The sequence below is a fragment of the Dehalococcoidia bacterium genome, from assembly GCA_035574915.1.
Lineage (GTDB): Bacteria > Chloroflexota > Dehalococcoidia > DSTF01 > WHTK01 > DATLYJ01.
The window spans coordinates 1-11,970 of sequence record DATLYJ010000138.1; the positions used below are offsets into that span (position 1 = coordinate 1).

12 protein-coding genes are annotated in these 11,970 nt (G+C 69.5%); 7 read left to right on the forward strand and 5 right to left on the reverse strand.

Going from position 1 to position 11,970, the window contains the following annotated elements; all coding sequences use genetic code 11:
- Together VNN10_12855 and VNN10_12860 are read right to left on the reverse strand one after the other, a co-directional pair.
- Nucleotides 1–1,036, reverse strand: a 1,036-nt coding sequence (locus VNN10_12855) for a GAF domain-containing protein (GenBank protein ID HXH22909.1), incomplete at its 3' end; no start/stop codon positions are given.
- A gap of 2 nt (nt 1,037–1,038) precedes the next feature.
- Nucleotides 1,039–1,677, reverse strand: a complete 639-nt coding sequence (locus tag VNN10_12860) for a response regulator transcription factor (GenBank protein ID HXH22910.1) — start codon at nt 1,675–1,677, stop codon at nt 1,039–1,041.
- A 150-nt stretch (nt 1,678–1,827) separates the two neighbouring features.
- On the opposite strand from VNN10_12860, the gene VNN10_12865 reads away from it, so the two are divergent.
- The 7 genes from VNN10_12865 (at nt 1,828) to VNN10_12895 (ending at nt 9,306) form a co-directional block, all read left to right on the forward strand.
- Nucleotides 1,828–2,208, forward strand: a complete 381-nt coding sequence (locus VNN10_12865) for a response regulator transcription factor (protein HXH22911.1) — start codon at nt 1,828–1,830, stop codon at nt 2,206–2,208.
- A 114-nt stretch (nt 2,209–2,322) separates the two neighbouring features.
- Entirely contained in the window at nt 2,323–4,545 is a 2,223-nt protein-coding gene (locus VNN10_12870) for an MMPL family transporter (protein ID HXH22912.1), read from the forward strand.
- A 190-nt stretch (nt 4,546–4,735) separates the two neighbouring features.
- Entirely contained in the window at nt 4,736–5,086 is a 351-nt protein-coding gene (locus VNN10_12875) for a hypothetical protein (protein ID HXH22913.1), read from the forward strand.
- A gap of 123 nt (nt 5,087–5,209) precedes the next feature.
- A complete protein-coding gene (locus VNN10_12880; protein ID HXH22914.1) occupies nt 5,210–5,866 on the forward strand; it encodes a copper resistance protein CopC in 657 nt (218 codons plus the stop codon).
- The gene (locus tag VNN10_12885) at nt 5,867–8,221 is read left to right on the forward strand and encodes a CopD family protein (GenBank protein HXH22915.1); all 2,355 of its coding nucleotides are present in this window, start codon (nt 5,867–5,869) and stop codon (nt 8,219–8,221) included.
- A 138-nt stretch (nt 8,222–8,359) separates the two neighbouring features.
- Nucleotides 8,360–8,776, forward strand: a complete 417-nt coding sequence (locus tag VNN10_12890; protein ID HXH22916.1) for a hypothetical protein — start codon at nt 8,360–8,362, stop codon at nt 8,774–8,776.
- 8 nt (nt 8,777–8,784) lie between these two features.
- Nucleotides 8,785–9,306 (forward strand): hypothetical protein, encoded by a 522-nt coding sequence (locus VNN10_12895; protein ID HXH22917.1) that lies wholly within the window; start codon nt 8,785–8,787, stop codon nt 9,304–9,306.
- On the opposite strand, the gene VNN10_12900 is transcribed toward VNN10_12895, so the two are convergent.
- From VNN10_12900 to VNN10_12910, 3 genes are all read right to left on the reverse strand, one after another.
- Nucleotides 9,253–10,368 (reverse strand): glycerate kinase, encoded by a 1,116-nt coding sequence (locus VNN10_12900; GenBank protein ID HXH22918.1) that lies wholly within the window; start codon nt 10,366–10,368, stop codon nt 9,253–9,255. The genes VNN10_12895 and VNN10_12900 overlap by 54 nt on opposite strands.
- Complete coding sequence (locus VNN10_12905) at nt 10,368–10,553, reverse strand: hypothetical protein (GenBank protein ID HXH22919.1); 186 nt, start codon at nt 10,551–10,553, stop codon at nt 10,368–10,370. The genes VNN10_12900 and VNN10_12905 overlap by 1 nt, the downstream gene beginning before the upstream one ends.
- A gap of 30 nt (nt 10,554–10,583) precedes the next feature.
- On the reverse strand, nt 10,584–11,970 hold a 1,387-nt coding region (locus VNN10_12910), incomplete at its 5' end, for a CoA transferase (GenBank protein HXH22920.1).

The window sequence follows — 11,970 nt, forward strand, 5'->3', positions numbered from 1 at the left end:
CCACGGTTGACGCCAGTTCGACGTGCTCCGGCCGGAAGAAGCCGGGTTCGGCATGTACCAGGCTCAGGGAGCCTAGGCTGCGGTCCTTCAGCATGAGGGGGACCGCCATCCAGGAGCGGAAGTAGCTCATGGGCGACCGGGTAATGTCGCCTTCGATGATCGACCGGTACTCGACGGCAAAAGGCTCATCGCCGCGCACATCCGGGATGACCACGTGCTCGCCGCTCCATAGCCGCCGCCAGATCCTCGTCTCATAGAAGCGCGGCGCGCTCAGGCCACCGGGACCTGCTGCCGGCGGGCGGCGGGTCGCGACCTGCCTCGGACCCTCATCCGTGACGAGCTGGATTGCCGCGCCCGTATACGGGATGAGCTCGCCGAGCCTGTCCAGCGCCGTCTCATACAGCTGGCGCAGGTCCAGCGTCGATGTCACGGCGCGGGACATCTCCAGTATGGTCTGCAGGTCCCTGGCCCGGCGCTGGCTCTCCTCATAGAGCCGCGAGTTCATGCGGATGAACGTGCCGGCGAACCAGGCCACCGCCCATGTACCGCTGGTAGCCGCTACGTCGGTTGCGGACCAATCACCGCGGCTGGTCGCGAAAAAGCCAACAAGACCGGCCGCGACCACGCCGGCGACGAGGCCGGTGCCGCGGCCGCTGGACACCGAGGCCGCCCCGTATACCGAAACCAGGGACCCAAAGGTCCCCGCCTGGACCACCTCGTAGCCCATGGCGGCGTGGGCGACGAGGGCGGCATTGACAAAGGCGAGCACGCCCATCGGCGAAAGTCGCCGGAGGGCGAGAGGAAGCGTCTGGCCGAGGACCAGGACGGCGCCCAGAAGGTCGTCGCTGCGAAAGTCAGCCGTACCGTCAGAGCGGCCGAGGATGGTGGCCAGCCCCGCCGCGCCCAGGACGAGCGCCAGCAGCGCGTCGAAGAGCCTCGGGTCGACTTCGCGGACGAACCTGATGAGGCGCCGGGCCCGGCGCGCCGCCGGTGCGATCGGCGGTTCGTCGGCGGCGCTGGCCTGCTGCCGGGCCATCTTTAACCGCCGGCGAGGGTAACGAGGCCGCGCTGGGCGGCGTAGAGCGCGGCCTGCGTCCGGCTCTGGACGCCGAGCTTACCGAGGATATTCGAGACGTGTGTCTTGACCGTTTTCTCGCCGATGACGAGCTCAGCGGCGATCTCCTTGTTGGCCTTGCCCTGAGCAACCAGCTTCAGCACCTCGGTCTCGCGCTCCGTCAACGCCTGGGCGCTGTCCGGAGTCCGGACCTCACGCATCAGTCGCGCCGCGGCCTGCGGTGAGAGCTGCACCTGGCCGGCTGCCGCCGCCTTGATCGCCCGGCAGAGCTCCTCCGACTGGGTGTCCTTGAGCAGGTAGCCTATCGCCCCGGCCTTGACCGCCCCGACAACGGAGGCGTCTTCCAGGACACTGGTCAAGGCGATCACCTCCGTGTCCGGGAAGTCGCGGCGGATCTCCTGCGTAGCGGTAATGCCGTCCATCACCGGCATGAGGAGGTCCATCAGGACCACATCGGGGTTGAGGCGCTTCGTCAGGGCTACGGCCTCGGCGCCGTTCTCCGCTTCGCCTACGACGTCGAACTCCGGGTCAAGCGAGAGGAACATCTTGAGTCCCTGACGGACCACGCTGTGGTCGTCCGCCAGGACGATTCGGATTGTCACGACGCCTCCTTTGGCGGGCGCTGCAACTCTAACAAATCGTTACCTGGGCCGCCTCCGTCTTAAGGCGGACACGGCCTTCCGTCCAAGGGGTAGCCCTGAGCCCACCCAAGGCTCGATTCCTCCGCCTCCGGACGCATCGACACTGAGATGGTGAAACCGATCGACGTGCTCCTGGTGGATGACGAGGCGAGGGTGCGGCGGGGCCTGCGGATGCTCTTCGACCTCGAGCCCGATGTGCGGGTCGTCGGCGAAGCGGCTGACGGAGTCACCGCGGTCCAGCTTGCGCGTCAACTGCAGCCGGACGTGGTCGTCATGGACATCGAGATGGCCGGCGGCGACGGCCTCACGGCCACGTTCTCGCTGGCGCGAGAGCGGACCGCCGTAGTCGTCCTCACGATCCACGACTCGGAGCGAGTGCGACGAATGGCAGCGCGGGCCGGGGCAGCGGCCTTCGTGAGTAAGCACGAGGGCGGCGCCCGCCTCCTCGAGGTCATCCGCAGCGTCGCCGCACCCAGAGAGGACACGCCATGAGCGAGACGTGACGGGAGGTGTAACCACGACTGACAGACACGAGAGAGGACGGACATGAATTCCACTAACGGGAACGGCAAAGACAGAAGCAAGGCTGGGAGAAAGGAAACGAACATGCCAGGTATCTTCTCGCCCGAAGGGTTGGCCCGGTTCTCCGCCAGGCGCCCCTGGGTCGTGGGCGGGCTCTGGGTGCTGCTCATCCTCGCCGCGTTCGCCGGCGCAGGCATGATGCGCATCGACGACAGCGACGTCGAGAACAAAGACTACGAATCGGAACGTGTCCGCGCCGCGCTGGAAACGGCCCGCGGCGAAGAGCCGGCGGCCGAGAACATCATCGTGGTGTCGGAGTCCAGGACGGTGGACTCGCCCGAGTTCCGAGACTTCGTCACGAAGCTGACGGCCGAGGTCCGCCACACGGCCGGCGTAGCCGAGGCGACTGACTACTACGAGAGCGGCGAGGCGCGGCTGGTCTCGCCGGACCGCCGGAAGACCGTAATCACCGCCACCCTCGAGGGCGACCCCGATGACGCCCGCGAGACGGTCGGACCGCTGCTGGACCTGGTGAAGGAGTCTGATGGGCAGAGCGGCTTCACGGTGCTGACCGTCGGAGACGGTAGCCTCAGCGCTGAGATAAGCGCGGTGTTCGAGAAGGACCTTCAGCGCTCCGAGATCATCGGCATCCCGGTTGCCCTCCTGGTCCTCCTACTGGTCTTCGGAGCCGCGGTTGCCGCGGGCGTGCCGCTCGCGCTGTCCTTCGTCGCCATCTTCACTGCCGTGGGCATCACGGGCGTCGCCAGCCGCTTCCTGCCCGTCGGCGACGTGGTCATGAACATGATCGTGATGATCGGCCTGGCGGTCGGCATCGACTACTCCCTGTTCATCATCGAGCGGTTCCGAGAGGAGCGCGCCCGGGGCCTTTCGAAGGTGGATGCAATCGCCCGCGCCGGCGGCACGGCGAGCCGCGCGGTGCTGTTCTCGGGCATCACGGTCATCATCGCTCTCGCGAGTCTGCTGATCGTGCCGTCGACTACCTTCCACGGCCTCTCCCTGGGCGCGGTTGCGGCCGTGATCGGGGCGGTCCTCGCGGCCCTCACACTCTTGCCCGCAGCCCTTTCCCTCCTTGGCGACCGCGTAAACGCGCTGCACCTGCCGGGCAGGGGCACGGTCAAGGGTGAGCACAGCGGCGAGGGCTTCTGGGGCAAGGTCACAGGCGCCGTCATGGCCCACCCGCTGATCGCGATTGCCGCCTCCGTGACGCTGCTGCTGGCCGCTGCCGCGCCCGCCGCCGGCATCCGCCTCGGTTTCTCGGGGGTGAGTGCGCTGCCGGAGAGCCTGCAGTCGATCCGCGGTTTCCATGTCCTGGACAAGGACTTCGGCGCCGGCCGCCTGGCGCCGGTCGACATCCTGGTCGAGGGCAGCCTCGAGTCGACCGCAGTGCGCAACGCTCTCAACCAGCTCTCTGCCTCCCTGAGCCTCGACGAGCGCTTCAACGGGATGCTGGAGCCGGTCGCGGTCCCCGGCGGCCGCTACACCTTCGTCCAGGTCCACCTGCGAGGCGACAGCATCGGCACGGAGGCTCAGGAGGCGGTCCGCGCCCTCCGCGAGCGCTACCTGCCCGAGGCCTTCCGCGGCGTCGATGCGCGCGTCCTTGTCGGCGGGATGACCGCCTCGAGCATCGACAGCATCGATTCGATGAAGGAGTACCTGCCGGTCGTCATCGGCTTCGTGCTGGCCCTGAGCTTCGCCCTGCTGACGCTCGTCTTCCGCTCGATCGTCATCCCGGTGAAGGCGATCATCATGAACCTGCTGTCCGTGGGTGCGGCCTACGGCCTGCTGGTGGCCGTGTTCCAGGAAGGCTTCGGCGCTAGCCTCCTCGGTTTCGAGACCGTGGACACCGTGGTGGCCTGGCTGCCGGTGTTCCTGTTCGCGGTCCTGTTCGGGCTCTCGATGGACTACCACGTCTTCCTGCTGAGCCGGATCCAGGAGCGGTTCCAGCACAGCGGTGACAATCGGGGCTCGGTGGCCTACGGCCTGCAATCGACGGCGCACATCATCACGGGCGCGGCCGCGATCATGGTCGCGGTCTTCGGCGCCTTCGCCCTCGGCGACATGGTCGAGATGCAGCAGATGGGCTTCGGCCTCGCGGTCGCGGTCTTCGTCGACGCCACGATCATCCGCTCCGTCCTGGTGCCGGCGAGCATGGAAATGCTCGGCGCCTGGAACTGGTACATGCCGGGCTGGCTTTCCTGGCTCCCGCGCATCGAGGTCGAAGGCGGCCAACGCCGCCCGGCAGCGCTGCCCGCGGGGGTGCTGGCGGAGGGCCTGCCGGCGGACTAGACCGCAGCTTCTGAAGGGAAAGGCGGCAGGAGACGTGCTCCTGCCGCCTTTCCCGTGCGCATCGCCAGCCTCCACGGGCTCCCCGGCAGTAAGGGCGGCAGCGCCGGGGAGGGCGCGGCATGGCCGGGAGCCGGGCGAGCGGGCGGACTGGTATTCGCGCGCAGAGGTTGTGTTATCGTGGGCGGGAACGATGAGACCGCGACCCCACGGGGCGCGTCCCGGCGCGCCGAAGACTTATCCGGCGGCCGTCCGCTGGCTGGCCCGCCTTGCGCTGCTCACGCTCGCGCTGCAGCTCGCCTCGCTGGGCCACTGGTCCGTGGGGCCATTCCACCAGGACCCGGGGGCGCTGGAGTCCCACGCGGCGCACTGTCACGGTGACACCTCTGCTTGCGGCGGCCAGCCCGCCTTTGCTGGTACGTACGTGGAGCGGCCACTGACGCTGGTAATTTCGTCCGTCCAGCTCGAGGTGGAACAGGAGGCGGCGGCATCGCCTCGGAGCGCTGTCCTCCCCATCCCGGAACAGCCTCCCCGCCGCGCCTGACTGGCGCCTGCTCGCCAGCGGCGCGTCCACCGAGCCTCCCGGCACGGCGGGCGTAACAGGCTGGCGTTGCTTACGATCTGCGGCCCCTCGAGCCGAGGGGCGATTTCACCGGGAGGGGAAACGATGCGAAAGATAGGCGCCGCGGCGCTCGCGGCTGCCATTGCCGTCATTGCTATTGTGCTGGGCTTCGGCGTCGCCGGCGCGCACTCGCGGCCGGTGCGGCTGGAGCCGGCGCCGGGAGCAGTGCTTCAGAGCGCGCCGGCGCAGGTGCAGGGCTGGTTCACAGCCGACCTGCGCCGTGACCCGAACTGGACGTTCATCCGGGTGACAGACGCGCAGGGGAACCGCGTGGACACGGGCGAGACCGTCTTGAGCGCCAACCGGCGGCAAATGACGGCGACCTTGCGCTCCGGGCTCGGGCCCGGGCGCTACCTGGTGACCTGGCGTACCTGGGATGAGGTAGACGGCGCTATCTTCGGCGACTGCTACTACTTCTTCGTCGGCCAGGCGGCAGCCGATCAGGCACTGGCGGAGAACCTTCGCCTGGATGGCGGCCGCGCCTGTGAACGCATCGATGTGAGCGCCCGCGGCGGGACTCCGGTCCCGGGCCTCACTCCTACAGTGGCGGCCACGGCCGCGGCTGCGGACGGCCACGACGAGCCGGCTGAGGACGATGGCGAGGACGGGGACGGTGGAGTGCCCGTCTGGGGGCTGGCGCTTGGCATCGCCGGCGGCGTCGTCGTCGGGGCGGTCGGGGCGCGAGTGCTCGGGAGGAGCTAGTTGAGGAAAGCCCTGGCGGCCCTCGCAGCACTGGCCGGCCTCGCGCTGGCCATCGGCCTGCAGGCAGTCGCGCCGCGGCCGGTGGAGGCGCACGCGACGCTGGTGCGGGCGGACCCGCCGGTGAACTCGCAGCTCCGGGAGCCGCCCCAGGTCATGACGCTGTACTTCAGCGAACCGCTGGAGCGCAGAGTCAGCACCGTGCGGGTCCTCGACGCGGGCCGCCAGCGCCTTGACATCTCCGTCGAGTTCGACGACCAGGACGACGCGCTCATGCGCGTGCGTCTGCCGGCGCTGCAGCCGGGCTATTACACCGTCGCCTGGGAAACCCTGTCGAAGGTCGATGGGCATCGGATCACCGGCCAGTACCCGATCACCGTCCTCAACCCGGACGGGACGCCACCGCCCGGGTCAGCCCCGCAGGCGGGGACGGTTCGGGTCGAGGGCACCCAGGCGAAGCCGGAGCGGGTGGTTGTGCGCTGGCTCCTCCTGGTCGGTGGCAGCCTCGTGGCGGGGTCGGTCGCCTTCGCCTGGGTGCTGCTTGGCGTCTCAGGCGGCGAGGCGGACCGCGTCCGCAAGGCGGCGGCCGGCCGGATCGCGGCGCTGGCCGCTGGCGGGCTCTGGCTCCTGGCAGTGGCTGGCTTCGCCGAGCTTCTCCTGCAGGCGCGAGACGTGTTTGGCTCGGCGACGGACTTCCCGGATGTCCTGGGCGACACCCGTTGGGGCGAGCGGTGGCTGGCGCGAAACGTGCTCGTGGCGCCGCTCGCGTTCGGGGTGTTTGCGCTCTACCGGCGGGGCCTGACGGGCCGGACACCTCGACTTCTAACCATTGCCCTGCTGGCGCTGAGCCTGGCGTACCTGCTCGTGACCGCCTCGGTCAGCCACGCGGCCGCGGGGCGCGGCTCTGTCTGGGCGACGCTAAGCGACTTCGTGCACCTTGTGGCAGCGTCGGTATGGATCGGGATGCTGGTCCAGGTGGCCGTGACCGCCGTCTGGGCGCGCCGCAACCTGACGCGCCAGGCTCAGGCCGTCGTCCTTGCGGACGTGCTGCGCCGGTTCTCGATCGTGGCGCTGATCAGCGTGGCCCTGCTGCTGTTCACCGGCGTCGTCAACGCTGTCATCGAGCTGAACGAGCCGGGCGACCTGCTCGAGACCGGCTACGGAAGGGCGCTCCTGATAAAGCTCGTGCTGATCGCGCCCCTTCTCGTGGCCGGCGCCTTGAACGCCTACCTCTTCCGCCCTCAAGTGGACGAGGAGGCCGACAGGGTCATCACGGCCAGGAGGGGAGGGCTATCCGCGGGCTGGGAGGAACTCCACCGGACGCTCTCGCGCACCGTGGCGGTGGAGGCTGCCCTCGCCGTCACCGTGCTTCTGGTCGTCGGCTACCTCGCCCAGGTCGCGCCGCCGAGGAGCGCCCTCGCCTCTCCGAGCGTCCAGGGCAAGTTCATAGAGACGCGAAGCGCGGGCGGCATTAGCGTCACACTCGTGGTCGACCCGAACCAGCCGGGCCAGAACGCTTTCGAGACTTACCTCACTGGCGACGCGCTCAGCGTCGAACGGGTCCGCCTCGTGTTCGAGCAGCAGAAGCGGGGAGCCTTCCAGTCCGACATGGTCCTGGAGCGCTCCAGTTCGCCGCTGATCTACGTCGGGGCCGGCCCCTACCTCGACCAGGCGGGGAAGTGGCGGGTGACGGTCGAGCTGCGCCGCTCGGCCGGGGCTGACCTCGCCCTGCCCTTCGCCGTCGAGGTCAGCGCCCCGGGAGGCCTTGCGGCCGGCTCGCGGGGCGGCGCCTTCGAGTCGCCCCGCGGCTTCTCTACCGAGGCCGTCTTGCTAGTTGCCGTGTCGGGCGCGCTCTGCGCCGGGCTGGTCATCGCCAGCCTGGACCGCCCCGGACGGCCGGCGGGCCTCATGGGAGACTGGGCCGACCGCATCGCCGACGTCGAGGTCCGCCCGAGCCTGTCGCTCGCCGCCCTCCTGGCCGTGGGCATCGGGCTTGGCATCCTGTTCGGCACGCACGGCCACGAGATCCTGCGCGGCGAGAGCGCTCGCACGGGGAACCGCGTGCCGGCCTCGCCCGAGTCCGTGGCAAGGGGGAGGGAGCTCTTTTTCGCGAACTGCATTCAGTGCCACGGTGAGAGCGGCCGCGGGGATGGTCCGCTGGCCTCCTCGTTGAGCATCCCGCCGGCCAACCTTTACGACCACATCCCGTACCACGCCGACCAGTTCTTCTTCAACATCATCAGCCGCGGCGTCAGCGGCGTCATGCCGGGATTTGCCTCGACGCTGAGCGAGGAGGACCGCTGGCATATCCTCAACTTCCTGCGAGATCAGTTCGGCGAGGGTGCGGCTACACGGTAGAGGGCAGCCAGGCAGCCGAACTCCCGGACATCAGGAGCTCCGGACCAGCGAAGGTCAGGGGTGCCGGATGTCCGGAGGCCCGGAGGTGACGTTGGACGGACGTGGGTGGCCACGCGGCGCGGGTGCTACGATTCCCGCATGAGCACGCTGGAGGCTTCGCGCGGCCTGTCCCCGCGGGTGCGGATTCAGATCGTGCTCGTCCTCCTGATCCTCTGGGAGGCAGTGAGCCTCCTGGCTGAGCTGAGCTTTGGCGGGCCTCTGGTCAAGGTGTCCGGCGACAGGGTCTCCGGCCTGCTCGCCGCGCGGGGCTCGCTGAGTGGCGCCTCCGTCGTCCCCCTGGCGCTGTACATATACGCCCTCGCCCGGGGCGCGATGCGCTACCGGGGCCTACTCTGGATCGGTGTCCTCGAGCAGTCGATGGCGGTGGTCTTTGCCGGCTATCACACCATTGCTGGCGACGTGAAGTTCGGAGGCGCAATCGTCCCGATCGGCGTCTCCCTGGCCCTGCTGGTCCTCCTCCTCGCCAATATGCCTCGCGGCCAGACCACCTCCTGAGGTCAGCGGTGGAAAACGAGGCCTCCCGCCACCAGGCCACGATAAGCACGGAGATCCTCACCCGTCTCGTCATCCTCCTGATAGCCGCCTGGGACGCGATTGCCGGACTGGTGCTGCTTGCCTTCAGGGGCGCCAGCGCGGGCGCGCTCGGCGCCGGCGTGGAGGACCGGGCCGGGCAACGCCTTCTGGGCGCCCACCTGCTTGTCCTGGTGCCGGTCTACCTGATCCTGGCCTGGAAGCCGCGCCGTTTCGTGCAGCTGCTCTGGCTACCCTTCGCGGCGCAGGGCGCCGTCGTGCTCGTGATCGGCTACAACATGCTCGAAGGCGACACCGAGTTCGGTGACGGCATCCTCGCATTTGCTGTGGGGCTGATCTTCGTCGTGCTGCTGGCGTTCCTCTGGGTCTCGGAGCAACGCACTATCGCGCGACTGAAGTCGGAGGCTGAGATCGAGGCCACGGGGCGGCCGGCGCCGGCCCTACCGCCCGGCGCCCAGCCGGCGCAGGGCCCTGATGGCGGCAGCCGCCAGTAGGTCGCGAGGACTGCCGGACACTCCGAAGCCCTCGGTCCCCACCTCGACGACGTCGAATAACGGCAGGGCGGCCTCGTGGCCGGGACCGACCGATCCCGGGAGGCAGGCGACTGGCCGACCGGCAGTCCGCGCCAGGCGCGCGACATAGGCGGGGGCCTTCCCGAACGGCGTCTGCCCGTCCAGCCTGCCTTCGCCCGTCAGCACCACGTCCGCGGCAAGGACGCGCCCGGGCAATCCTGCCGCCTCCCCGACTACCTCGGCCCCGGAGCGCAGGGCGGCGCGAAGGAAGGCGATGGCGCCGGCGCCGAGGCCACCGGCCGCGCCGGCGCCGGGTACGTCGAGGACGTCGGCGCCGAGGTCGCGCCTGACGATAGCGGCGAAGTGACGCAGCGCCGCATCGAGCTCGGCGACCGCCGCGGCGTCGGCGCCCTTCTGGGGTCCGTAGACGGCGGAAGCGCCCTCGGGCCCGCAGAGGGGGTTGCTCACGTCGGTCGCGGCGACAACCCGCAGGGCTCGCAGCCCCGGGCGCGCGGCGGTGGCGTCGATCCGCGCCAGTCGCGCCAGGGCTGCGCCGCCGGGCGGCAGCTCCTCGCCCTCGGAATCCAGGAGGCGGTAGCCCAGGGCTTGCGCCATGCCCGCCCCGCCGTCATTGGTGGCGCTCCCGCCGATGCCGAGGATGAGCTCGCGGCAACCGGCGTCCATTGCTGCCGCGATGAGCTCGCCGGTGCCATAGCTGGAGGCCCGGCGAGGGTCCAACTCCTCCGGCCGCAATCGAAGAAGGCCGGATGCGCTCGCGCACTCGATTACGGCCGTGCCGCCGGGAAGGAGGGCCCACTCGGCCTCGATGAGGCGCATGAGCGGGTCGTGCGCCTCGTCGCGCCGCATCACGCCGCCGCTTGCGGCGAGAAGGGCGGCGGCCGTGCCGGGGCCGCCGTCCGCCATGGGCGCCACATCGACTTCGGCGTCCGGGAAGGCGCCGCGCACAGCGGCGGCGATCGCGTCCGCCGCCTCGACCGCGGTCAGGGTGCCCTTGTACTCCTGGGGCGCGACCAGGACCCGCATCAGCCGTAGATCTGGTCCCAGCGAAGGATGAGCCCCACGACTGCCGCGGCGGCGATGACGACGACGTAGATGATGATGAGCAGCTTGAAGCGCTCCCAGATGCGTACGGCCCACGGCTGTCTCAGCGCCACGAAAGGCCACAGGGCCAGCCCCGCGAGGACAAGAACGAAAATGAGGACTCTCATGGGCTTTGGGCCGGCGAGCCGGTTTCGGCGCTAGCCCGACACTTCCTCGCGCACGGGAGCCTCGCCGATGACTCCTTCGGCCCGCAAGGCTTCGACCTCCGTTTCCGAGAGACCGAGGAGGCCGCGAAAGACGTAGTCATTGTGCTGGCCGAAAGTCGGCGGCGGCAGCCGGACGTGAGCCGGCGTAAGGCTGTAGTGGTACGGCAGCGCGTCGATCTCCCAGACGCCGGCGTTCGGGTGCGCGACCAGCTCGAAGAAACCGCGGGAGCGCAGATGCGGGTCCTCGTGCAGCATTGCGGGCGTGGCCACGGCCGAGACGGGCACGCCTGCGCCTCCAAGCAGGTCGCACACCTCGGCGGCGGTCCGGCTCTGAGTCCACTCGCTGATGACGGCTTCCAGTTCTGTCTGGTTGCGGTAGCGGCTGACCACGTCGGCGAAGCGGGGGTCCTCGAGCAACTCCGGCCGCCCCATCACCTTACAGAGCGCCTCGAAGTCGGCGTCGTTGCGGCAGGCGATAGCCACCCATTCGTCATCACCGCCGGCGGTGCGGAAGACGTTGTGCGGTGCCATGGCAGGGTGGCGGTTGCCGGTCGGCTGCGGGATTGCCTCGGGCCTCCCGGCGGCGACGGACATCGAGTACTCGAGGAGCTTCTCGCCGATCAACGTCGTGAGGGCTTCCCGCTGCGCGAGCTCGATGTAGGAGCCCTCGCCCGTCGCCCGGCGCCGGAAGAGCGCCGAGATCACGGCGCCAGCGGCGGCGATACCCGACATAGGGTCACCGTAGGAGATGCCGGACTTGTGGGGGCCGCGGTCCTCGTAGCCCTGGACGGAGACCAGGCCACCGAGCTGCTCGACGTTCGTGCCGTAGGCGATGCGGTCAGCCTCCGGTCCGTCCTTGCCGTGACCCGGCATCGAGACCATGATGATGTCCTTCCTTACAGCGCGGAATGCCTCGTATTCCAGACCGAGGTTGCGCATGACGTCCGGCCGGTAGTTCTCCATGACCACGTCACACCTGGCTGCCAGCTTCAGGCAGAGGTCGCGGCCGCGCGGATGAGCGAGGTCCAGGGTGCAGCCGAATTTGTTGCGGTTGAGGTTGTTGAAGTAGGCAGACTTGTCGTACGCCTTCTCGACCTGACCCAGGAGGTGAAGGTCTCGGAGCAGGTCCCAGTTCCGCACGCCCTCGACTTTTATCACTTCGGCGCCGAGGTCGCCCAGAATGCGGGTCGCGTAGGGCCCCGCCCAGACCATCGTCAGGTCCAGGATGCGAATGTTCCAGAGAGGCAGCGGCAACATCAGGGCAACCCCGGTGACGGGCACGCGCGGCCGCGAGCCGCGCTCGACGGCCAGGGCGCAGCACACAACGAAGCCCGGGCGGGTATGGCCACGTTGCGTGCTGCGCTCCGGCCGTCGAGCC

Excerpts from the sequence above, each read along its gene's own strand:
- VNN10_12870 (HXH22912.1), top strand. The coding sequence starts at position 2,323 with ATGCCAGGTATCTTCTCGCCCGAAGGGTTGGCCCGGTTCTCCGCCAGG.
- VNN10_12875 (HXH22913.1), top strand. The coding sequence starts at position 4,736 with ATGAGACCGCGACCCCACGGGGCGCGTCCCGGCGCGCCGAAGACTTAT.
- VNN10_12880 (HXH22914.1), top strand. The coding sequence starts at position 5,210 with ATGCGAAAGATAGGCGCCGCGGCGCTCGCGGCTGCCATTGCCGTCATT.
- VNN10_12890 (HXH22916.1), top strand. The coding sequence starts at position 8,360 with ATGAGCACGCTGGAGGCTTCGCGCGGCCTGTCCCCGCGGGTGCGGATT.
- VNN10_12900 (HXH22918.1), bottom strand. The coding sequence starts at position 10,368 with ATGCGGGTCCTGGTCGCGCCCCAGGAGTACAAGGGCACCCTGACCGCG.
- VNN10_12905 (HXH22919.1), bottom strand. The coding sequence starts at position 10,553 with ATGAGAGTCCTCATTTTCGTTCTTGTCCTCGCGGGGCTGGCCCTGTGG.